The following is a 22,840-nucleotide window of genomic DNA, read 5'->3' as shown; positions in this document are numbered from 1 at the left end:
GCAGTCACAGCGAGATGGCGATCGGGACCGGGACGAAACACAGCAGGCCGAGGACGAGCGTCAGCACGCCGATGGCCTGCCGCTTCGGCCCGACGGCCGTCTCGTCAAGCGGCGTCACCGAGCCGACGCGGCCGAAGACCAGCGTCAGCACGCCCCAAAATCCCCACAGCGCCGCCGCGTCGCCGTTCTCGAAGACGAACAGGTAGCCCGCCAGTCCGAACAGCACCACCGGCACGGCCGTCTGGACGGCCGACATCCGCTCGCCGAGCAGCGACCGGGTGACGTGTGCGCCGTCGAGTTGCCCGACCGGGAGCAGGTTCAGGAACGTGACGAACGCGCCGACCCACGCCCCGATGACGACGGGGTTCGGGATGACCGCGGGGTTCGAGTAGACGACCTGTTCGCCCATGAGCGCCGCGATACCGCGAATCAACAGCGGGTAGCCGAGTTCTATCTGGGTTGCGACGCCGCCGGTGACCCGAATCGGGTCCATCGTCACGCCGACGGCCGTGACCACGACTGTGGCGGCGAGACCGGCGAGCGGTCCGGCGACGCCGATGTCGAACAGCGCGTCCCTGTCCGGCATGTTGTCGTTCATCCGGATGACGGCGCCGAGCGTCCCGATGACGTTGAACGGCAACGGGATGAAGTACGGCAGACTGGCCTGCACCTCGTGGTACCGGGAGAGCGCGTAGTGGCCGAACTCGTGGACGGCGAGAATGCCAAGCACCGCGGCCGCGAACGGCCACGCCTGCACGATGGCGGTCGGGTCGTCGGCGAGAGAGAGCCCGTACCACCGGCTCCCCGCGTACAGCGTCGAGAGCAGCGTCGCCACCGCCAGCACGACGTTCAGCCACGGGACGCCGTCGACCCCCAGCGACCGCTCGCTCGCCACGAGGACGTGTTCGCCCGTCTCGCGCTGGAGTCGGACGCGGTAGCCGCGCTTGCGGAACGTCGGACCCACCCGACGGAGTACCTGCTCGGACTCGGTCTGTGGCTCGCCGTAGTAGCGCACGCCGTCCTCCGCGTCGGGGTCTATCTCGTAGACGCGAAAGGCGTCGGCCAGTCGCTCGGGGTCCGGAAGCTCCGTCGGCGACGACTGCTGTGCCATTGTACACAGTAGGGACTCGACCCGTTTGAACCTGTTTGCCAGCCGGACGGATGCGAACGGACGGCCGGCGCGCCAGTTAGTCCGCCAGTGCTTCCTCGGACCCGCTGACCGCGTTGGGGTCTCGAATCCAGAGGTCGCCGAACACGTCGTCCTGCTGGAGGACGACCTGTCCACGGTGGGCCAGAAACAGCAGGCCGAGGAACGTCTCGACGCGCGACCCGCCCGCGTGTTCGACCTCCTTGTACAGCACCTCGTCGCGGCCCTGGTCGTACTGCTCGCGGACCGCCGCGTACACGTCGTCGATGATGTCGTCTATCTGCTCGGCGTGGGCGGTGCCGGTCACGTCGGCGGCCGACGGCTCGTCGTCCATCCGCATGTCGTCGGCGCTCCGGTAGTCCAGTTCCTGGGTCCCGCGCTGGAACCCGCTGGGCGACCCGCTGGTGTCGTACTCGCGGGACTCCTTCCACCACGAGTCCCGCTCGGCGTCCCGCAGGTCCCGGACGAGTTCGTCGAGCGTCTGGGGCATCCCGCGGGCCCGGCGGCGTTCGAGTCGCCGGTCCATCTCCGACTCCAGCGCCGAGAACGGGTCCGGTTCCTCGATGGGAGCGTCCTCGGTCATCGCCTGCTCCCACGGCTCCGCCGGCGGGTCCTCCGGCTCGTCCTCGCCGAGCATCGCGTCGCTTTTCATCCGAACGAGGACGGAGGCGTAGAACAGCGCCCGCCCGCCGGTTCGCAGGTCACTCTCGTCGATACGGGCGAGGAACTTGTCGGTGACCTCGACCACGTCGATGTCCCACGGGTCGATTTCGCCGTCGTCGGCCAGTTGGACGAGCACCTCGACCGGTTCCGCGACGTCCTCGTCAGCGTCGCCGTCCGAATCGCCCGCCTCGTTCAGTAACTCGACGTCAGCCGGTTGCTCCTCCTGTTCCTCGGCTTCCTCGTCGTCCCCGAACAGCGACGACCCCGAGTCGCCGGGGCGTTCGCGGTCTTGCGGGTCGGTCCCCTCCCCGCGCGACTGTTTCGAGCCGCGTGGCGGCTCGCGGTCTTCGTGACCCGTGATGTCCAGCGGGATGTCGTCGTCGGTCATCGTCCGGACCCCCCGTAGCGGTGCGCCGTCGACGAATCGACCCGCTCGCTCGCGGGTCTCACCGCTCGCGTTCCCGAGGGCCCTCCCTCGCTAGTCATCGCTCACCACCGCCTCGCTCGCGGGTCACTTCGTTCACCGCTCGCGCTTCCGAGGGCCCTCCCTCGCGTTGCTCGGTCGGCCCCTCGCTAGTCATCCGCCACCGCCTCCTCTTCGTCGTCCGGCCCCTCGCCCGAGAGGTCGATACCGGTCACGGCGCTCACGTTGTCGCCCTGCATCATCACGCCGATGGCGCGTTCCGAGCGTTCCAGCAGGGCCGAGCGGTGCGAGACGACGACGAACTGGGCGTCACCGGCGAGTTCGTCGACCATCTCGCCGACGAGGTCGGCGTTGGCCGCATCGAGGAAGGCGTCCACCTCGTCCAGCGCGTAGAACGGCGCGGGGTTGTGCCGCTGGATGGCGAAGATGAACGCCAGCGCCGTCAGGGACTTCTCGCCCCCGGACATCGCCGCCAGCCGCTGGATGGGCTTGTCGCCGGGTTGGGCCTTCATCGTCAGGCCGCCCTCGAAGGGGTCGTCCTCGTTCTCCAGATGGAGGTGTCCCGTCCCGCTGGAGAGGCGCTCGAAGATGTCCTGGAACTGCTCGTTTATCTCGTCGAACGACTCCATGAACGTCTCCTTCTTGCGGGCCTCGTAGCTGTCGATGCGGTCGCGGATGCCCTCGGCCTCCTCGACTAACGTCTCCTTCTGGTCCTCTAAGTCCGCGAGATCGTCGGCCACGCGGTCGTACTCCTCGATGGCGCGCATGTTGACCGGTTCCAGCGCCTCCATCTCGCCGGTGAGCCGGTCGATTTCGGCCTCGACGGTGTCGTGGTCGGGGACGTCCTCGGGGTCGTAGTCGTCGACCTGCGCTTCGAGTTCGTCTATCTCCCACTCCAGCCGTTCGCGTTCCTCCGTCTCGTCCTCTAGGTCACGTTCGACATCGGTGACCTTCGACTGCTGTTCGTCGCGGGCCTCCTTCGCGTCCTGGAGGTCCTCACGCAGGTCCTCGCGCTCGCCTTTCAGGTCGGCGAGTTCGTCCTCTAAGTCCGCGACTTCCTGCTCTTTCTCGGCTTTCAGTTCCCGCTTCGCCTCGACCTGTGCTTCCAGGTCGGCGATGCGCTCTTCCTTCTCGGCCTTGCGGTTCTGGGCGGTCTCGATGTCGTCGTGGAGGTCCTCGATGGCGTCCTCGGCGTACTGCTTTTCGAGTTGCAGTTCGTTGAGTTGGGCGTCCAAGTCGTCGAGTCGGTCCTCCAGCGCGTCTATCTCGCCCTCGATGGCCTCGCGTTCGTCGGTGAGGTCGGGCAGGTCCGAATCCTGTACCTCGGCCTCTAGCTCCTCGATGTCGGCCTCGATATCGGTGATCGCCTCGTTCTTGGCCTCGATGTCGGCCTCCAGTTCGTCCATCTCGTCGGCGACCGACTCGCGGTCGGCAGCGATGTCTTCGAGGGCAGATTCGAGCGTCTCGATTCGCTCGCGAGTCTCTTCGAGTTGGGTCTCCTTGCGATCGATGCTCGTCTCGATGTCCCGGACCTGTTCGGTCGCGTCGGATTCACGGTCGCGGGCGTCGTCGAGTCGGTCCTCGACGTCCCGCAAGTCGTCGCGCACGTCCGCGCGTTCGTCCTCCAGTTCGTTGATGCGCTTGGCGACGCGTTCGAGTTTCCCGGCGCCGCCGGAGAACGAATACCGGGTCCCCGAGGAGGACCCGCCGGTCATGGCGCCCGATTTCTCGACGAGGTCGCCGTCCAGCGTCACCATGCGGTACTCGCCCATCAGGTCGCGGGCGGTGTCCATGCTGTCGACGACCACGGTGTCGCCCAGCACGTACGAGAAGATGCCCGCGTACTCGGGGTCGAAGTCCACGAGGTTGTACGCGAAGTCGACCACGCCGTCGGCGCTGGGCAGCGACGGGAGCGAGCGGTTCTGCATCTGCGTGATTGGCAGGAACGTCGCTCGCCCGGCGTTGCGCGCCTTGAGGTACTCGATGCAGGACTGCCCGACGCCGTCGTCGTCCACGACGACGTGGGCGAGTCGCCCCCCGGCGGCCGTCTCACAGGCCGTCGCGTACTCGGGGTCGACGCCACCCAACTGCCCGACGGTGCCGTGGACGCCGCTTCGATCGGCGTTCAGGATGGCCGTCACCGCTCGGCCGTACGAGGAGTCCCCGTCCTCGCCGGCCTTCGCTTCGAGTTGAGCGTACTCCTGCTGTTTGGCGCTGATCTCGTCTTCGAGGTCGTCTAAGTCCGACTGGAGTTCCCGCTTCTCGGCACGCAGGTCGTCGACCACCTCACCGATGGTGGCCTTGTTCTTCTCGGCTTTCTCCAGTTCCGTCTCTAAGTCCTCGATGTCGGCTTCGAGGTCGGGAATCTCCGCCTCGGCCTCCTCGATGGCGGCCCGCTTCTCGTCTTCCTCGTTGGAGCGGCGGCGGGCCTCGTCCAGCAAGCGGTCCTGCTCTCGCTGGAGGTCGTTCCGTTCGCTCTTCAGTTGCTCTAGCGTGTCGCGTTTCGCTTCGAGTTCGTCCTTTATCTCCTCGAACTCCTCGCCGATGTCGTCGATGCGCTGCTGGACGTCGGCGAGCGAGGCCTCCTTCTCGGCGATCTCGGCCTTGACGTTCGACTTCTCGACTTTCGTCTCGCGGACGTCCGACTCGAGGTCGTCGATGGTTTCCTGCTTGCGGTCTATCTGGACGAACGCCTGTCTGCGCTCGTTCTCGGCGTCCTCGACGGCCTCCTCTGCGGTCGCTATCTTGTCTTCCAGCCGCGAGATGTCGCCCTTGATCTCCTCGATGTCGCGCTTGATCGCGAGTTGTTCGTCCTCGCCTTTGCGCTCTATCTCCTGATTGAGTTCGTGGAGTTCGTCTTCGAGGCGAACGACCTTCCCCTGTCGCGAGTCCAGTTCTGCCTGAAGCTCCGCGAGTTCGGCCTCCAACTCGGCGATGCGGTCCTCGACGGCGTCGAGTTCCTCGCGCTTGTCTTCGAGTTCTGCGGCCTTGCGGTACCCCTCGTACTCCTCCTTTTCTTCGCGGAGCGACTGGTACTCCAGTGCCGTCTCGCGTTCGTCCTCCAGTTGGTCGAGACGGGTCTGTTTCTCCTCGATTCGCAGTTCCGCCTCGTCGATGCGCTCTTCGACGACGTCCAGTTCCTCGAAGGCGTCGGCCTTCTTCTGGTCGAACTGGGCGACGCCGGCTATCTCGTCGATAATCTCTCGACGAGACCCGGGCGTCATGTTGATTATCTCGGTGACGTCGCCCTGCATCACGACGTTGTACCCTTCGGGCGTGACGCCCGCTTGGGCGAGCAAGTCCTGAATGTCCGAGAGGTTGACCGAGCGGCCGTTGATGTAGTAGTACGAGTAGTAGTTGTCCTCGGTCTCTTTCACCCGGCGCTTGATCGAGATCTCGTCGACGTCACCGACGTCTTCGGTGCCGGCGGCGTTGACGACCTGTGCGCGTTCGAGGGTCCGGTCCTCGTTGGCGAGGATGACCTCGACGCTGGCCTGCCGGTCGCCAGAGACGTCGACGTCCTCGTCCGCGTGGCCGGGGTTGTAGATGAGGTCGGTGAGTTTCTCGGCGCGGATGCCCGAGGTGCGGGCGAGTCCGAGCGCAAAGAGGACGGCGTCGATGATGTTCGACTTCCCGGAGCCGTTCGGGCCGCTGATGGTAGTGAAATCTTCGTAGAACGGGATGCGAGTCTTCCGCCCGAAGCTCTTGAAGTTGTCGAGGACGAGCTCTTTGATATGCATGCGGTAGTTGGCCGTCTCCTACGCGACGATGATGTCGGACCCGGAGTCCTCCTCGGACTCCGACTCGGACGCGGCCTCGGCCTCCTTGTCGGTGTCGTCGGTGGCCTCCGTGTTAGGTGTGTCGGCCTCCGGCGTCAGAATCTCCTCCTCGTTGGTCGTGGTCTCCTCGGACGCTACGGCTTCGTTCCGGGCGCTGCCGTTGTGGGCGTCGGCCCCGAAGCCGCTGTCCTCGTCGACTGTGTTCTCCAGTTCGCGGAGGCGGACCTTACACTCGACGAGTTCGTCGGTCAGCCCCTCGACCGAAGCCTGCAGTTCCTGAACCTGCTCTTCTAGTTCCTCGACGCGGTTGCCGCACATATCACAATCCCAGCCACGCTATCGTCATAAACTTACGTCAGACATTGGCAGTGGATCTGATACGTCGGACCGAACGCCCAACGCTGCCGTAGGGCCCTCGGTAGCGGTGTCGACGGGGGACTGTCGCCTCGGTCGGAGTCCAATGTTCGAACGGCTGATAGTGACCGACGAGAGAGGTGGCCGCGGAGACAGTTGCTCGAATCGGTCCGTCGCCCGAGCGGTGCGCGGCCCGTCCGCGACGCCGTCCGGTCGAACCCCCTATCGTTATATGTAGCTCAGTCTAAACTTCACGTTGGGCTACCATGGTATCAGTTAGCGAATTACAAGAGATGTACGTCGACATGGTGACGGCCCGCCATTACGAAGAGCGGTTGCAGGAGGAGTATCTGGAGGGGAAACAGCCAGCGTTCGACATCTCGGCCGGACCGATTCCCGGCGAGTTACACCTCGCCGCCGGTCACGAGGCGGCGGCCGCCGGCGTCTGTCAACACCTTCGGGACGACGACGCGGTGACGGCGACGCACAGACCGCACCACGTCGCCATCGCGAAGGGCGTCGACCTAGAGCGGATGACCGCCGAGATATTCGGCCGCGAGACGGGCCTCGGCAAGGGGAAGGGCGGCCACATGCACCTGTTCGACCCCGACGTCAACTTCGCGTGTAGTGGCATCATCGCGGAGGGGTGCCCACCGGCGGCCGGTGCGGGACTCGCCGCGAAGAAACGCAACACCGACAGCGTCGCCGTCGCCTACCTCGGCGAGGGGGCCATCGACCAGGGGGCGTTCCTGGAGTCGCTGAACTTCGCGGCGGTCCACGACCTGCCGGTCGTCTTCGTCATCGAGGACAACGACTGGGCCATCAGCATGCCCAAGGACCGCGTCACGGACGTCGAGAACGGAGCCCAGCGGGCCGGTGGGTTCGACATGCCGGGCGTCCGCGTCGACCACGACGACGCCGTCGCTATCTACGACGCCGCAAAAGAGGCCATCGGCCGCGCCCGCGACCGGAACGGGCCGACGCTCATAGAGGTGCAGGTCCACCGGCGGATGGGCCACTTCATGGGCGACCCCGAGAGCTACCGCCCGGAGGAAGACCAAGAGGCGGCCGCCGAGCGAGACAGCATCGCCCGACTGGAGGCCGACCTGCAGTCTCACGGCGTCGACGAGGAGACTATCGAGGAACTGCGGGACGACGCCCACGAACGCGTCGAGGACGCAATTGACTTCGCGAAAGACCAGCCGGAACCGGACCCGAGCGCGGCACACGAAGATATGTTCGTCAATCCACCGAGCGGCGTGACAGACACGGAACCGGAGTACGACCTCGCGGGGGGTGACGACTGATGGCACAGAAAGAACACTCGAAGGTAATCGAACGCGAACTGACCATGAGCAGGGCGATGGTCGAGGCCATCGCCCACGAGATGCGCGAGAACGAGGAGGTGTTCTACATGGGCGAGGACGTCGCCGACTACGGCGGCATCTTCGACTCCACGCAGGGCCTCTTAGACGAGTTCGGCTACGACCGCATCATGGACGTTCCCATCAGCGAGACGGCCTACCTCGGTGCCGCCGTCGGCGCCGCACAGGAGGGGATGCGGCCCATCGCCGAACTGATGTTCGTCGACTTCTTCGGCGTCGCGATGGACCAGATATACAACCAGATGGCGAAGAACACGTACATGAGCGGCGGCAACGTGAGCGTTCCGCTCGTGTTGACCGCCGCCGTCGGCGGCACCTACAACGACGCCGCCCAGCACTCCCAGACGCTGTACGGGACCTTCGCGCACGTGCCCGGGCTGAAAGTCGTCGTGCCGTCGACGGCCTACGACGCGAAGGGGCTGATGCACAACGCCATCCGGGACGACGACCCGGTGATGTACATGTTCCACAAGCGCCTGATGGGCATCGGGTGGCTCCCGGCCCCCGACGGGCCGAAGACCCCCGTCCCCGAGGAGGACTACACCATCCCCTTCGGGAGTGCGGACGTGAAACGCGAGGGCGACGACGTGACCATCGTCACCCTCGGCCTGCACGTCCACCGGGCGCTGGAGGCGGCCGAGTCGCTGGCCGACGACGGCGTCAGCGCGGAGGTGGTCGACCTGCGGTCGCTGGTCCCACTCGACACCGACACCGTCGTCGAGTCCGTCGAGAAGACCGGGAACCTCGTCGTCGTCGACGAGGACTACCGCTCGTTCGGCGTCACGGGCGAGATCGTGGCCAGCGTCGCCGAGGAGAACCTCGGCGCGCTCGACAACGTCGAGCGACTCGCCATCCCGGACGTGCCGATTCCGTACTCGCGGCCCCTAGAGAACGAGGTCGTCCCGGACGTGGCCGACATCGAAGCGGCGGTCGAACGGACACAGTGACCGATGAGCGGGGACACAGACCGGGTCGAGGTGACGGTCGGAGAGTGGCCCGACGACGCCGACAGCGACGAGGGCGTCGTCGTCAACTGGTTCACGCGGGAGGGCGCGAGCGTCACCGAAGGCGAGAGCCTGTGTGAGGTCCAGATAGAGAAGGTGAGTCTCGACGTCCTCGCGCCGGCCGACGGCACGCTCGTCGAGGTCGTCTGCGGCGAGGACGACGAGTTCGCACGCGGCGACACCCTCGCGTGGGTGAGTCCAGCATGAGCGACGACGAAGCCGCGGAACGAACCGTCCGCGAGGAGCGGTCGCTGAGTCCGATGCGCAAGACCATCGCCAGTCGGTTACAGGAGAGCTATCGGGAGGCCGTCCACGTGACCGTCAATCGCAGTGTCGACGCGGAGGGGCTGTTGAGCGCCGTCGCCGCCGCAGACCCGACCGAGGACGGCGTCAGCCCCTCGATGGTCGACGTGCTCCTCTGTGCGCTCTCGGACACGCTCGACGAACACCCCGCGTTCAACGCCACGTTCGAGGACGAGACGCACGTGCTGTACGAGGAACACAACGTCGGCGTCGCCGTGGCCATCGACGACGGCCTCGTCACGCCCGTCGTCGCCGACGTCGGGTCGAAGTCGCTGGGCGAACTCGCGAGCGAGCGTCGCGAGTTGACCGAGCGCGTCGGAGACGGCGACTACACGATGAGCACGTTCCGCGGCGGGACGTTCACGGTGTCGAACCTCGGGCCACTCGGGGTCGACTCGTTCGACCCCATCATCAACCCGCCCGAAATCGCCATCCTCGGCGTCGGGCGCATCACCGAGCGGGCCACCCAGAACGGCGACGGCGACGTCGTCTTCCGGCGACAGATGCCGCTGGACCTGAGCTTCGACCACCGGGTCGTCGACGGGGCGGACGCCGCCCGGTTCCTCGGGACGCTCGCAGAGCACCTCGACGCGGCCGAACAGTACGTCTGAGACGCCGCGTCGAGGCCGCACCGACATCGAAGAAGCGGCGAAAAGAGAGAGAGCGGTTACTGTACGTACTGTGCGCCGGCCTCGAACGCCCGCGGATAAGCGTCGACCATCTCGAAGCGCCGGAACTCCTCGGAGAGGATTTCCAGACCCCACGGCCCGTCGAATCCGCCGGCGCGGACGGCGCTCACCCAGTCGGAGATAGGGAACTCGCCCTCGCCGGGAAGCTTTCGCAGGTTGATGGTCTCTTCGAGGAAGGACATCGTGGTCTCGACGTAGCCGTCGTTGAACTCCACGGCCACGATGTCGCCGCCGGAGAGCGAGCGGATGTTCTCGAAGTCGACGCCGAGTTTCATGTTGTGCCACAGATCCAGATAGAGGCCGCCGTTGTCGGTCTGTGAGGTGGCTTCGAGCGCCTGCGGGATGGTCTGGACGTTGGGGTCCACCGGGAAGAACTCCAGTCCGACCTCCGCGTCGACCTGTGCGAACTGGTCGCTCACCTGTGCGAACCGCTGCTGGAGGTCCTCCATCGCCACCGGATAGCCGTTGATGTTCCCTATCTTGATGTGGTTCGCGCCGAGGACGTCGGCCGCTTCGAGCAGTAACTGCCGCGTCTCCTGTTCGGCCTGTCGGCGCGGGTCGTTCATCGCTAAGGGCCACTCGGTGAGGAACTCCAGCTCGACGAAGTCGATGTTGTTCTGCTGAAGTACGCTGTTCAGTTGTTGGAGGCCCTGCGTCCTGTTCTCGGCCGCGAACTCGAAGTCGAGGATGTGCTGGATGTCGGGTGCGATGAGGCCGATAGCGTTGAACCCGACTTCGTTGAGCATCTCCGCTCGTCGGGCGATGGGCCACGGACTCCAGTTCCGGTGGCCGTGTGCCCCCCTGAACGGCGTCGTCCCGCCAGAGTGCATCCACGTGTTCGCCAGCAGATCCGCGTCGCCTTGCTGTCCGCCGTCATCCTGCTGTCCGTCGTCCGCCTGTCCGCCGTCGTCTTGCTGTGCGTGGACACCGCCGATACCGCCAGCGGCCGTCAGCGTCCCGCCTGTCGCCTTGAGTACGTCCCGTCTGTATGGTTCCATTGGTGTGAATCGCTCGAAAGGTCGGTCGTCGCGCTGTCCAGTGCCCGTCCGAAAAATCGTCGTCCGTCGTCGGCGTCGGCGTAGTGGGCAACGCTGGAGTTACGCCGGAATTGTAAAATAGCTAACTTATTATTGCGCATCTGTCTGTCGTTGATTGTGTGATTCCTCGCGAGGAAGGGGTCCGGTCGGCCGATTCTGTGGAAGCCGGTCGCAGAGCCGGGACTCGGACGTGTCGGGACGTGCGAAGGCACTCTGAAGACCGGTGAGAGAGCAGGGAACGAAAACTGGCGGAATCGTCGGGTAGTGGCCTCGTCAGTCTTTCGGCGAGACGTCGGCGGCGAGCGTCTGAGCGACGATTTCGCCGTCACGAATCACGAACGTGTCAGAGGCGTACTCGTAGACGTTCTCGGGCGTCTCCGCGTGCCAGACGATGTAGGCGTACTCGTCCCTGACGACCTGTTCGTCGAGCGAGAACGACACCGACGGGTCGTCGAACTCCGGGAGGAGTTCTTCGTACATCGACCGGATGTCGTCGTGGCCCACCAGCATCCCGTCCGCGGAGATGAAGACGGCGTCGTCCGCGTAGTCGCTCATCAGGCCGTCTACGTCGCCTTCGCCGAACATTTCGAGATGGTGCTCCAGCACAGATTGGGTCGCGCTCATGTTATACAACTAACCATTTGTGACAAATATTTCTACCGGTTGAAACGACCGGGCGGTGGCGGTCGGGGGGCAGCGGTCCGGCGAACCGCGCCGGCGGGGGTCGTTACCCTTTAGCCAGCCGACACCGAACGACGGGTAATGACTGCGCAAGCCGCCGAGTCCCGCGAACTCGCGGCCGTCATCGGGCTGGAGGTCCACGTCCAGCTAGAGACGGAGACGAAGATATTCTGCGGGTGCTCGACAGAGCCAACCGACGAGCCGAACACCCACACCTGTCCGGTCTGTCTGGGCCTGCCGGGCGCCCTGCCGGTCGTCAACGAGGGTGCCGTCGAAGCCGCCGTGAAGGTGGGCAAGGCCATCGACGCCGACATCCCCGAGGAGACGACCTTCCACCGGAAGAACTACTACTACCCAGACCTCCCGAAGAACTTCCAGATAACGCAGTACGACGCCCCCATCTGTCAGGACGGGGAACTGGAGTTCAGCGTCGAGAGCGAGCGACGGGCCGTCGACATCCGACGCGCCCATCTGGAGGAGGACCCCGGGTCCATCAAGCACGTCCGCGAGGGGACCGGCCCGCTCGAATCGCGGACCTGCTCTATCGAGCGTGCGGACTACACGCTCATCGACTACAACCGCGCCGGGACGCCGCTGATGGAGATCGTCACGGAACCGGACTTCCGCGACCCGGGTGAGGTGCGGGCCTTCCTCGAAAAGCTCGAGGAGGTCCTCGAATATCTGGGCGTCTTCGACGCCACCCGCGACGGCAGTCTGCGCATCGACGCGAACCTCTCGATGGTCGACGCCGACGAGGTGCGCGAGGACGGCCACATCGACGAGTCTGTCCTCGAAGACGCCAACCGCACCGAGGTCAAGAACATCTCCAGCCACAAGGGCGCCGAACAGGCCCTCTCCTTCGAGGCCTCCCGGCAGCGGAAACTCATCCAGTCGGGTCGCGCCGTCGAACAGGAGACCCGTCACTTCAACGAGACCCACGGCAACACCGTCTCCATGCGCTCGAAGGAGGAGGAGAAGGACTACCGCTACTTCCGCGAGGCCGACATCCCGCCGCTCCGCGTGTCGAGTTGGAAAGCGGAGATCGCCATCCCGGAACTGCCCGACGCCCGCCGCGAGCGCTTCGTCGCCGAGTACGGCCTCTCCGAGGAGGCCGCCTCGAAACTCACGAGCACGAAGCAGGTCGCGGACTTCTTCGAGAGCGTCGCCGAGCGATTCGACGCCGGCCTCGCCGCGACGTGGGTGGCCGACAACCTCCTCGGTGAACTGAACTACCGTGACATGGAGATTACAGACGTCGACGACCGCTTCGACGAGGTCACCCGCCTCGTGGAACTCGTCGCCGAGGACGAGATTACCGCGAAGAACGCCCGCGAGACGGTCCTCCGGGACATGCTGGACGAGGGCGAGGACCCGGACACCGTCGTCGAGCGGGAAGGACTGGGCAAGACCTCCGGCGACGAGGTCCAGCAGGCCGTCGAGGCGGCCATCGAGGAGAACCCCGACGCCGTCGCCGACTACCACAGCGGCGAGGGCGGCGCCCTGAACTTCCTCGTCGGTCAGGTGATGCAGAAGACCGGCGGGAGTGCGGACCCCGGCGAAGTCAACGGGATGTTGCGCGAGGAACTGGACGAAGAGTAGCGTACTGCTCGCCACCAGCGAGCAGTTTCACGCGAATCGTCGTGCGATTCGCGCCTTTTTCGCCCACGTTTTGCAAGGAGGGGTTCGCGAGCGGAGCGCGAACCCGACGCCGCAAAAGGTGGGGCGGCAGCGCGGACCCCGGCGAAGTCAACGGGATGTTGCGCGAAGAACTGGGCGAAGAGTAGCGTACTGCTCGCCACCAGCGAGCGGTTCTTCGCGGACGAGGCGAAGTCGGACGTCCGGTAGAAGATATTTACCACCGCCCTCGGTAGCCGCCGCGTATGCCCTCCCAGCGCTCTCGTCGCTCGGTCCTCGCGGCCTGTACCGGCTTGCTCGCCGCCGGTGGCTGTCTCGGAACCGGAAGCGACTCGCCAGCGACCAGCACGACTACCGCGGAACGGACCGAACCCACGACGACCGCAGAACAGACCGAGGCCGTGACGCCCGACCTCGGCGGCGTCTGGGTGACCGACAGCGTCGTCCACACTGCGATGGTGGACAGTCGGATGGTCTCGGGGTCACCCGACGGGACGCAGTTGGTGTTCGCGAGGTACGTCGACGAGAGTCGCGTCGACCCGGAGGCGTTCTCGCTGGTCGTCGACGGCGAGCGATACGCCCCGAAACCACCCCGGGACACCTACGCGGACTTCGAGACCATCGCGAACTCGACCGACCGGGTCGCCGACGACGAGACTGTCACCGGGTTCGTCGTGGACGTACGCGACACCGTAGACAGTGCGACGCTCGAATACGGCGAGGCATGGTCACACGACCTGTCGAACCCACAGCGTGAACGACTGACTGGCGACCCGTCCTTCGAGGTACGCGAGTTCACGCTCCCCGATACCGTTTCGCCCGGCGACTCGTTGGTCGCCGACGTTACCGTCGCCAACGTCGGGACGGGACCGGGAACGTTCCGGGCGACTGTCCCGCGGGCGACGGTGTGGCCGACGCTGCTAGAACGCGACGTGGCGGCCGGTGAGACTGCGAGCTTCACCGGACGGATAACGTGGGGCGCAAGCGACGGCGCACCGCTAGGCCGGTTGACGGGCGAGGAGTACGAACTCGTGTTGTCGTGGCCCGACGGCCAGCGGTCGGCGACGATTACCGTCACCGAGCAGTCGACGACCACCGACGACTAACTCTCGCTGGCGCTGTCGGCCTCGGCCCGTTCTGCGCGCTCGTTCGGGACGATAGCCGGGTCCTTCCACAGCAGCGTCACGAAGATGGCGACGCCGAGGAACTCGATGGTCTTGATGGCCGTCTCCAGCGGTTCCGTGTCGAAGTGGTCGAGGATGAGGAACACAGTGCTCTGACTCCCGTGGCTGTGACCGCTCGCAGCCGTGGATGCGGCTTGGGCCCCGTCGGCGAGGAAGGCCCCGTGACCGGTGGCGTGCCAGAACACCCACGCGGCGATAGAGCCGAGGAGCAGAAGGGTCCCCCCGATGTAGGCGTTGCGGAGGCTGACGACCCGGCGAGTCACGAGATAGGGGCCGGACAGCAGGAGCACCGCGAAGACGACGAAGAGGTACGGCCGCGGGTCCGGGACGATACCGCCAGATGGGAACAGCCCGTAGGCCTGAAAGTAGACGATGCTCCGCGGCAGGCCCCACCGGAGGTGAAACGCCGCCGTCGCGAAGACGAGGGCGGCGGCGACAGCCCGGAGTATCCTGACAGTCCGTCGCTCCATGCATCGGCGTTCGGGTGAGCGCGATAAGAGGGCATCGGAGTTCGGACCGGCCGTGTGCGGGTGGTGAACACCCGACGACGAACCGACGCCAACTGATCCGAAAAGTCTCGAAGCGTTTAATCCCGGGACCCTCTGAAGGCGAGTGTGCTCTCCAGTCGCCCCCCGCGACGTCTGCTCATCCGTGGCGTCGTCCTGTTGGTCGTCGTGGCGTTGCTCACGCCGTCGGTCGTCAGCGCCCTGACCTACGAGCCAAGTGACAGCGAAGCGCTCCAGCGTGGGACGGTCACGGACGCGGCCGAGGGCCAGACAGTCGTCAGTACGCAGGGGTACACCTTCCGCGGGAACACGAACCCGAAGAAGCCCGCCCGACTCGTGGCGCTGGACGAACGCGGCGGGTTGAACTGGACCTACCAGAGTCGGCAGGGGGCCGACGCGTGGTTCTTCGACGTGGACCCGCTTCCGAACGGGAACTTGCTGGTCGTCTCCCCGCGTTCGGGCAACACCCTCGTCTACGAACTGGACCCCGAGACGAACGAGCGCGAGTGGGAGCAGTTGCTGCCCTACGAGGACACCCACGACGTGGACAAACTCAACGACACCGCGCTGGTCGTCTCGCACATGCGGGCGTGGAACGAGAGTCAGCAAGTGTCCAACGACGAAATTGTCGTCTACAACCTGACGACGGAGTCGGTCACGTGGCGCTGGCGCTACCGCAACCACTTCCCGAACAGTACCGACGGCGGGATGAACGACGACTGGACCCACAGCAACGACGTCGATCCGGTCGGCGACGACCAGTTCCTCGTCTCGCCGCGAAACTTCGACCAAGTGCTTCTCATCAACCGGACGACCAAAGACATCGATAGGCGACTCGGCGAAGACGACAACTACAGCGTCATGCGCGAACAGCACAACCCCGACTACCTCGAAGGCGAGGACGGGACGCCGACGATTCTCGTGGCCGACAGCGGCAACAACCGCGTCGTCGAGTACGCCTACACGAACGGGACGTGGACCCGGACGTGGTCCGTCGGGTCGGACTCGCTCAACTGGCCGCGCGACGCCGACCGCCTCCCGAACGGCAACACGCTCATCACGGACACGCTGAACCACCGCGTCATCGAGGTGACGCCGACCGGCGAAATCGTCTGGGAGTACTACGCGACGTGGGGGCCCTACGACGCCGAGCGAGTAGCTCACGGAGACGGCTCGAACGGCCCGACCATCCGCGAGCAGAACGCGACCGGGACCTACGAGATAACCGGCAGCGCGGGACTGGTCGCCGGGAGCGGCCAGCAGACGAGCGTCGGGACGTTCATCACCGCGACGGCCGCCGGGACGCCGCTGTCGGGCGTCGGCGAGGAACTCGGGACGCTGTGGGGCCACTACGCGCCGTGGCTCCGCCCGGTGTGGATGAGCGGGTGGGACCTCTTCTACGCCGCGCTGGCCGGTCTGTTGCTGGTCGGGTGGCTTCTCACCGAGGTTGGCGTGTACGGCTATCGGTGGGCCAGTGCGCGGTCGACGGCCGGCCGAGCGACCGGACGGTAGAGTCAACCCGCAGGCGGCCGATATTCCGACGACGGACGCCACGCCGTCCGACCACGCATGAACGTCCGCGAAGCCACCGCCGCCGACGTCCCCGCACTCGACGTGATTCGCCGACAGGCAATCGAAGCCGCGTTCACCGGCGAGTACGACCGCGCGGTGTTCGCGGACCTCGTGGCGTCGCCGGACGACCGCCTGCCCGAGTGGGTAGCCGACCCGGCGTGGGTCGTCCTCGTCGTAGAGAGCGAGGTCACGGCCGTCGGCTACGGCGCGGTGAACACCGAGACGGGCGAACTCGGCGCGCTCTACACCGCGCCGGACCACGAGGGCAGCGGGTGCGGGAGTACGCTTCTGGAGCAGCTCGAACGGCGGGCGTGCGAGGCGGGTCGCGACCGCCTCCGCGCCGCCACGCCGCGAACCGCCGTCGGCTTCTTCGAACGACACGGGTTCGAGCGAGGCGAGACTGTCGAGCGAGACGGCGACGTGCGACGTGTCCGCGTGGCGAAACCGCTCACCCCGGACTAGAGCAGCGGCGGGTTGTCCGTCGCCAGACTCGGCGGGAGGTCCGTCTCACCGGTGAGGTACGCGTCGACGTGTCGGGCGGCGTCGCGCCCCTCGCCGATGGCCCAGACGACGAGGGACTGCCCACGGGTCGCGTCGCCGGCGGCGAACACCCCTTCGACGGCCGTCATCTTCCGCTCGTCCGTCTGGAAGGTGCCGTCTGCGGCCCGTTCGACCCCGAGGTCTTCGAACGGGTTGTTCGTGGGACCGGTGAACCCGATAGCGACGAACACGACGTCGGCGGAGATCTCCAGCGAGGGGTCGACGACGGTCTTTTCGGCGCGCGCACCGTCCTCGTCGTAGCTCCACTCGACCCGCTCGGCGTCGAGACAGTCGACGTGGCCGTCGCCGTCGGTGTCGACGAACGCCTGCGTGTCGACGCCGAACGCCTCGCTCCCGTCTTCCTCCTGTGCGTAGGTCTCGTGGTAGGTCTTCGGTTGCTCGGGCCACGGGTTGTTCGGCGGCCGTTCCTCGGGCGGTCGCTCCCGGATGCCTATCTGGACGACCTGTGACGCCCCGTGCCGGTGGGCCGTCGCCACGCAGTCGGCCCCGGTGTCGCCGCCGCCCAGCACGACGACGTCGCGCCCCTCGACCGGAATCCGTTCGGCGTCGTCGCCCGCCTGTTCGCGGTTCGTCTGGCGGAGGTACTCCATCGCGAAGTGGACGCCGTCGAGGTCACGCCCCGGGAGGTCGATGTCCCGCTGGCGCTGTGCGCCGACGGCGAGGCAGACGGCGTCGTGGTCCGCGACGAGGGTGTCGGCCGCGACGTCGCTCCCGACTTCGGTATTCGTCTGGAAGGTGACGCCCTCGGCCCGTAGCTGGTCGGTTCGGCGGTCGATGCGGGACTTCCGGAACTTGAAGTCGGGGATGCCGTAGCGCATGAGGCCGCCGACCGCGTCGTCTCGCTCGTACACCGTGACGCGGTGGCCCACGCGGGCGAGTTGCTGGGCGGCGGCCAGTCCCGCCGGACCGCTCCCGACGACGCCGACGTGGTACTCGGTCCGCTCGGCCGGCGGTTCGGGCGTAATCCACCCCTCCGCCCACCCCACGTCGACGATGGCGCGCTCGATGCTCTTGATGGTCACCGGGTCGTCGTTGTACGCGAGGACGCAGGCGCTCTCGCAGGGGGCCGGGCAGGTGTAGCCCGTGAACTCCGGGAAGTTGTTGGTCTCGTGGAGACGGTCCAGCGCCCGCTTCCAGTCGTCGCGGTAGACGAGGTCGTTCCATTCGGGAACGACGTTGCCGATGGGGCACCCGCTCATGCAGGTGGGGACGCCACAGTCCATGCACCGTTTCCCCTGCTCGCGGAGCGTCTCGGCGTCCCACGTCTCCTGCCAGATTTCGTCGAAGTCGTCGGCCCGCTCCGCCGGGTCGCGCTTCTCGATGTCCGCTCGGTCGTGGTCGCGCCAGCCGTTCGGATGTGGCTCAGTCATCTGTGGTCACCCGTTCTGCGGCGGCCGCTGGTTCCGGCGGGAGCGACGCCCGCGGGTCCTCCCCCTCGGCGAGTCGGTCGTCCAGCACGGCGGCGAAGGCGTCCGGCATCACCTTCACGAACTGCGCGACGGCCGTCTCCCAGTCGTCCAGCACCTCGCGGGCGCGGTCACTGCCGGTGTAGCGGTAGTGGTTCTCGACCATCCGTCTGACGAGGCGGCGGTCCCGGTCGTCCAGTGGGTCGAAGTGGACCATCCCGGTGTTGACCCGGTCGCGGAACCGGCCGTCCCTGTCGAGGACGTACACCTCGCCGCCGGACATCCCCGCGGCGAAGTTCCGGCCGGTGTCGCCCAGCACGACGACGACGCCGCCGGTCATGTACTCACAGCCGTGGTCGCCGACGCCCTCGACGACCGCCGTCACGCCGGAGTTGCGGACGGCGAACCGCTCGCCCGCGACGCCGTTGACGTAGGCCTCGCCGTCGGTCGCGCCGTACAGCGCGACGTTGCCGATCACGACGTTGTCGGTCGCGTCGTAGGCCGCCTCGTCTGGCGTCCGCACGACGAGTTTCCCGCCGGAGAGTCCCTTCCCGACGTAGTCGTTCGCGTCGCCGGCCAGCGAGAGCGTGACCCCCGACGCGAGGAACGCCCCGAAGCTCTGACCGGCCGACCCTTCGAACTCGACGGTGACGGTGTCGTCGGGGAGGCCCGCCTCGCCGTAGCGGTCGGCGACTTCGGAACTCAGCATCGCTCCGACCGTCCGGCCCCGGTTGCGAATCGGGAGCGAGACGTCGACGGACTCGCCGCGTTCCAGCGCCGGTCTGGCGCGGTCGAGGAGTTCGTGGTCGAGTTTCTCGTCCAGTCCGTGGTCCTGTGTCCGGGTCTGTCGGCGGCCGCCGCCCTCGGGGACGGTCAGGAGCGCCGAGAGGTCCACCGACGCGGCGCGGTCGTGGCTCACCTCGCGTTGGGAGAGCAGGTCCACCCGGCCGACGAGGTCGTCCATCGACCGGACGCCCAGTTCGGCCATGTACTCCCGGACCTCCTGTGCGATGCAGGTCACGTAGTTCACGACGTACGCGGGTCGGCCGGGGAACTTCTCCCGGAGGTCCGGGTCCTGCGTGGCGACGCCGACCGAGCAGGTGTTGCAGTGGCACTTCCGGAGCATGATACAGCCACAGGTCACGAGCGGTGCGGTCCCGAAGCCGTACTCCTCGGCACCCAACAGCGCCGCCACGACGACGTCCCGGCCGGTCTTCATGCCGCCGTCGACGCGGACCCGGATGCGCGAGCGCAGGTCGTTCGCCCGGAGAATTTGGTTCGCCTCTGCGATGCCGAGTTCCCACGGCAACCCGGCGGACTTGATGCTCGTCTTCGGCGACGCGCCGGTGCCGCCCGACTGGCCGCTTATCAGGACGGCGTCGGCCTTCGCCTTCGCGACGCCGGCGGCGATGATGCCCACGCCGGCCTCGGAGACGAGTTTGACGTGGACGTCGGCGTCGGCGTTCGCACACTTCAGGTCGTGGACGAGTTGCGCGAGGTCCTCGATGGAGTAGATGTCGTGGTGGGGCGGTGGCGAGATGAGCGGGACGCCGGGGGTCGTGTTGCGCGTCTCGGCGATTATCTCGTTGACCTTCTCGCCGGGGAGGTGACCGCCCTCGCCGGGTTTCGACCCCTGCGCCATCTTGATGCCGAGGTGGTCGGCGTTGGCCAGATACGTCGCGGTGACGCCGAACCGGCCCGAGGCGACCTGCTTGTTCCCGCACTCGCGTTCGGTGCCGAACCGCTCGACGGGTTCGCCGCCCTCGCCGGAGCAGGCGGTCCCGCCGATGCGGTTCATCGCGACGGCCAGCGTCTCGTGGGCCTCCTTGCTGAGCGACCCGAACGACATCGAGGCGGTGAAGAACCGCTCGACGATGCTGTGGACGGGTTCCACCGCTTCGAGCGGGACCGACTCACGGCTCTCGGTGTCGAGTTCGAGGAGGCCCCGGAGCGTCTGGAGTCGTTCCTGCTGGTCGTTCACCATCTCGGCGAACTCCCGATAGGCCGCGAAGTCGCCGGCCTGTGCGGCGTACTGGAGTTTGCCGATGGTGTTGGGGTTCCACTGGTGGAACTCGCCGTCGCGCCGCCAGTAGAGTTCGCCGCCGGGGTCGAGGGTCGTGCCGGCGTCGGCCTCGAAGGCGTGGTGGTGGCGTTCGAGCACGTCGGCCTCCAAGTCGTCGACGTCGATGCCCTCCGTGCGGGCCGTCGTCCCCGCGAAGTACTCCGCGACGAACCCGGAGTCCAGGCCGACGGCCTCGAACACCTGCGCGCCCTTGTAACTCGACAGCGTCGAGATGCCCATCTTCGCCATCACCTTCTGGAGGCCGTCGTCGAGGGCGTGCCGGTAGGCCGCCAGCGCCTCCTCACGGTCGCACTCCAGCACGCCGTCCGCGACCATCGCGTCGATGCTCTCGTAGGCGAGGGACGGACAGAGCGCGTCGGCCCCGTAGCCGACGAGCGTGCAGACGTGGTGGACCGCACACGGCTGGCCGGAGTCGAGGACCACCCCGACGTGCGTGCGACGGCCGGTGCGGACGAGGTGGTGGTGGACCGCGCCGACGGCGAGCAACGACGGAATCGGCACGCGGTCGGGGCCGACGGCCCGGTCCGAGAGGACGAGCACCTCGCACCCGTCGTCGATGGCCGCGTCGGCGGCCTCGCGGACGCGTTCGACGGCGGGTGCGAGGGTCGTCGCTCCCTTCTCGTAGGTGAGGTCTATCGTGGCGGCGCGGATGCCGTTCTCGTCGACGTTCTCGACGGCGGCGAGTTCCTCGCGGGTGAGTATCGGCGACTCGCAGAACAGGCGTCGGGCGTGGGCCGGCGTCTCGCCGAGCAGGTTCCGCTGGCGGCCGACGTGGGTGTACAGGGAGGTGACGACGTCCTCGCGGATGTAGTCCAACGGCGGGTTCGACACCTGCGCGAACAGTTGTTTGAAGTACGTAAAGAGGGTCTTGTTGCGCTCCGAGAGCACGGACAGCGGCGTGTCGTTGCCCATCGCGCCGATGGGGTCACTGCCCGCCTCGGCCATCGGTTCGACGAGGCGGTCCAGATGCTCGCGCGTGTAGCCGAAGGCTCGCTGCCGAGCGCGGACGTCGGCGTCCGCTGGCGGCGACGGTGGCGGGTCGCTCCCGTCCACGAGGTCCGAGAGGTCGACTCGCTCGCGGGACACCCACGCGCCGTAGTCCTCGTCGGTGAGGCGGTCGAACACCTCCTCGTCGGGGACGATGCGACCCTCGTCGGGGTCGGCGTAGAACATCTGCCCGGGCTGGAGGCGGTCTTTCGTGACCACTTCCGAGGGGTCCGCATCGAGGACGCCCGTCTCGCTGGCCATCACCAGTCGGTCGTCGGTCGTGACGTAGTACCGACAGGGGCGCAGACCGTTACGGTCCAGCACCGCGCCGACGCGGTCACCGTCGGTCGCCGCGACGAGGAGGGGGCCGTCCCACGGTTCGCTGACGGTCGCGTGGTAGCGGTACCAGTCCCGCCGGTCGTCGTCCATGGCGTCGTCGCCGTGCCACGCCTCGGGGACCAGCATCCGGAGGGCATGCGGAAGGGGGCGGCCGCCCTCGACGAGGAGTTCGAGGACGTTGTCGACGACGGCCGTGTCGCTCTGGTCGGCGTGGGTGACGGGCGTCAGTTTCTCGACGGCCTCGCCCAGCACGGGGCTGTCGAGGTCGGACTCGCGGGCGGCCATCCAGTTGAGGTTGCCCCGGAGGGTGTTGACCTCGCCGTTGTGGACGACCTTCCGGTAGGGGTGGGCCAGTTCCCACGCGCCGAGCGTGTTCGTCGAGAACCGCGCGTGGACGAAGACGAGCCTCGTTCGGACCCGCTCGTCCGAGAGGTCGGGGTAGTACGACCGGAGTTGGCCGTTCGTCAGCAGGCCCTTGTAGACGACGGTCCGGCGGTCCAGCGAGCATACGTAGAAGCGGTCCGCGCCGGGCGGGTTCCGCTCGTCGACCCGCCGTTCTACGACCCGGCGCAGGACGTACAGACGCGTGTCGAGGTCATCGGGGGCGAGCGAGTCCGTCGGTTCGACGAACACCTGCCAGACGGCGGGTTCGCTGTCCAGCGCCGTCTTCCCGAGGCCGGTGTTGTCCGTCGGTACCTCGCGCCACGCGACCACCTCGAAGCCCTCGTCGGCGGCCGCGCTCTCCAGTAGGTCACGGAACCGGTCGCGCTCGTCGGGGTCCTGTGGGAGGAACACCATTCCGACGCCGTACTCGTCGTAGCCGCCGAGGTCGGGGACGACGTCGGCGAAGAAGGCGTGGGGCTTCTGGACGAGCATCCCCGCCCCGTCGCCGGTGTTCGCCTCCGCGCCGCGTGCGCCGCGGTGGTCGAGGTTCTCCAGCACCTCGAACCCGTCCTCGACGACGGCGTGCGTTCGCCGCCCGTCGAGGTTGACGAGGACGCCCACGCCACAGTTCGCACGCTGGTCGTGGGGGTCGGACAGCGGTGCGTCGGTGCCGGTCCTTCTCACGGTCGCTATCGGAACGTCGTGGACTGGTGTGCG

Annotated in this window: 17 protein-coding genes; 8 read left to right on the top strand and 9 right to left on the bottom strand. The window is 67.1% G+C overall.

What is annotated here, in order from left to right; genetic code table 11:
• Positions 1-4: 4 nt before the first annotated feature.
• The 4 genes from IEY28_RS00425 to IEY28_RS00410 form a co-directional block, all read right to left on the bottom strand.
• Complete coding sequence (locus tag IEY28_RS00425) at positions 5-1,111, bottom strand: site-2 protease family protein (protein WP_188993520.1); 1,107 nt, start codon at positions 1,109-1,111, stop codon at positions 5-7.
• Positions 1,112-1,187: 76 nt separating this feature from the next.
• Positions 1,188-2,198 carry a segregation and condensation protein A gene (locus IEY28_RS00420; RefSeq protein WP_188993518.1) on the bottom strand — a complete coding sequence of 337 codons (1,011 nt, stop codon included), beginning with the start codon at positions 2,196-2,198 and terminating at the stop codon, positions 1,188-1,190.
• A gap of 185 nt (positions 2,199-2,383) precedes the next feature.
• A complete protein-coding gene (gene smc, locus IEY28_RS00415; protein WP_188993516.1) occupies positions 2,384-5,974 on the bottom strand; it encodes a chromosome segregation protein SMC in 3,591 nt (1,196 codons plus the stop codon).
• Positions 5,975-5,992: 18 nt separating this feature from the next.
• The gene (locus tag IEY28_RS00410) at positions 5,993-6,331 is read right to left on the bottom strand and encodes a DUF7518 family protein (RefSeq protein WP_188993514.1); all 339 of its coding nucleotides are present in this window, start codon (positions 6,329-6,331) and stop codon (positions 5,993-5,995) included.
• Between the two features lie 329 nt (positions 6,332-6,660).
• Here IEY28_RS00410 and IEY28_RS00405 point away from each other — a divergent pair, with 329 nt between their 5' ends.
• Genes IEY28_RS00405 through IEY28_RS00390 form a run of 4 tightly spaced genes read left to right on the top strand, consistent with a single transcriptional unit; the run spans position 6,661 to position 9,670 of the window.
• Positions 6,661-7,674 carry a thiamine pyrophosphate-dependent dehydrogenase E1 component subunit alpha gene (locus IEY28_RS00405; protein WP_188995649.1) on the top strand — a complete coding sequence of 338 codons (1,014 nt, stop codon included), beginning with the start codon at positions 6,661-6,663 and terminating at the stop codon, positions 7,672-7,674.
• Complete coding sequence (locus tag IEY28_RS00400) at positions 7,674-8,699, top strand: alpha-ketoacid dehydrogenase subunit beta (protein WP_188993512.1); 1,026 nt, start codon at positions 7,674-7,676, stop codon at positions 8,697-8,699. The genes IEY28_RS00405 and IEY28_RS00400 overlap by 1 nt, the downstream gene beginning before the upstream one ends.
• Before the next feature lie 3 nt (positions 8,700-8,702).
• Positions 8,703-8,963 carry a lipoyl domain-containing protein gene (locus IEY28_RS00395; RefSeq protein WP_188993510.1) on the top strand — a complete coding sequence of 87 codons (261 nt, stop codon included), beginning with the start codon at positions 8,703-8,705 and terminating at the stop codon, positions 8,961-8,963.
• Complete coding sequence (locus tag IEY28_RS00390; protein ID WP_188993508.1) at positions 8,960-9,670, top strand: 2-oxo acid dehydrogenase subunit E2; 711 nt, start codon at positions 8,960-8,962, stop codon at positions 9,668-9,670. The genes IEY28_RS00395 and IEY28_RS00390 overlap by 4 nt, the downstream gene beginning before the upstream one ends.
• Before the next feature lie 56 nt (positions 9,671-9,726).
• Here the strand turns inward: IEY28_RS00390 and IEY28_RS00385 are convergent, their stop codons facing one another.
• Complete coding sequence (locus IEY28_RS00385; protein WP_188993506.1) at positions 9,727-10,746, bottom strand: sugar phosphate isomerase/epimerase family protein; 1,020 nt, start codon at positions 10,744-10,746, stop codon at positions 9,727-9,729.
• Between the two features lie 312 nt (positions 10,747-11,058).
• Positions 11,059-11,409 (bottom strand): nuclear transport factor 2 family protein, encoded by a 351-nt coding sequence (locus IEY28_RS00380; RefSeq protein WP_188993504.1) that lies wholly within the window; start codon positions 11,407-11,409, stop codon positions 11,059-11,061.
• Positions 11,410-11,547: 138 nt separating this feature from the next.
• Between IEY28_RS00380 and gatB the strand changes: the two genes are divergently transcribed.
• Positions 11,548-13,065, top strand: a complete 1,518-nt coding sequence (gene gatB, locus IEY28_RS00375) for an Asp-tRNA(Asn)/Glu-tRNA(Gln) amidotransferase subunit GatB (protein WP_188993501.1) — start codon at positions 11,548-11,550, stop codon at positions 13,063-13,065.
• A gap of 281 nt (positions 13,066-13,346) precedes the next feature.
• The gene (locus tag IEY28_RS00370) at positions 13,347-14,207 is read left to right on the top strand and encodes a hypothetical protein (protein ID WP_188993499.1); all 861 of its coding nucleotides are present in this window, start codon (positions 13,347-13,349) and stop codon (positions 14,205-14,207) included.
• Here IEY28_RS00370 and IEY28_RS00365 read toward each other — a convergent pair.
• Positions 14,204-14,755, bottom strand: coding sequence for a hypothetical protein (locus tag IEY28_RS00365; protein ID WP_188993497.1), 552 nt, complete (start codon positions 14,753-14,755; stop codon positions 14,204-14,206). The genes IEY28_RS00370 and IEY28_RS00365 overlap by 4 nt on opposite strands.
• Before the next feature lie 144 nt (positions 14,756-14,899).
• Between IEY28_RS00365 and IEY28_RS00360 the strand changes: the two genes are divergently transcribed.
• Positions 14,900-16,303 (top strand): aryl-sulfate sulfotransferase, encoded by a 1,404-nt coding sequence (locus tag IEY28_RS00360; RefSeq protein WP_188993495.1) that lies wholly within the window; start codon positions 14,900-14,902, stop codon positions 16,301-16,303.
• A gap of 57 nt (positions 16,304-16,360) precedes the next feature.
• Positions 16,361-16,825 carry a GNAT family N-acetyltransferase gene (locus IEY28_RS00355; protein ID WP_188993493.1) on the top strand — a complete coding sequence of 155 codons (465 nt, stop codon included), beginning with the start codon at positions 16,361-16,363 and terminating at the stop codon, positions 16,823-16,825.
• On the opposite strand, the gene IEY28_RS00350 is transcribed toward IEY28_RS00355, so the two are convergent.
• Both IEY28_RS00350 and gltB read right to left on the bottom strand, forming a co-directional pair.
• Positions 16,822-18,294, bottom strand: coding sequence for a glutamate synthase subunit beta (locus IEY28_RS00350; protein ID WP_188993491.1), 1,473 nt, complete (start codon positions 18,292-18,294; stop codon positions 16,822-16,824). The two genes, IEY28_RS00355 and IEY28_RS00350, sit on opposite strands and share 4 nt — an antisense overlap.
• Entirely contained in the window at positions 18,287-22,807 is a 4,521-nt protein-coding gene (gene gltB / locus IEY28_RS00345) for a glutamate synthase large subunit (protein ID WP_229783054.1), read from the bottom strand. Before gltB ends, IEY28_RS00350 begins: the two co-directional genes overlap by 8 nt.
• Between the last annotated feature and the right edge of the window lie 33 nt (positions 22,808-22,840).

The organism is Haloarcula pellucida (assembly GCF_014647235.1).
GTDB classification, from domain to species: Archaea; Halobacteriota; Halobacteria; order Halobacteriales; family Haloarculaceae; genus Haloarcula; species Haloarcula pellucida.
This window is presented reverse-complemented; position numbering and strand designations above follow the sequence as displayed.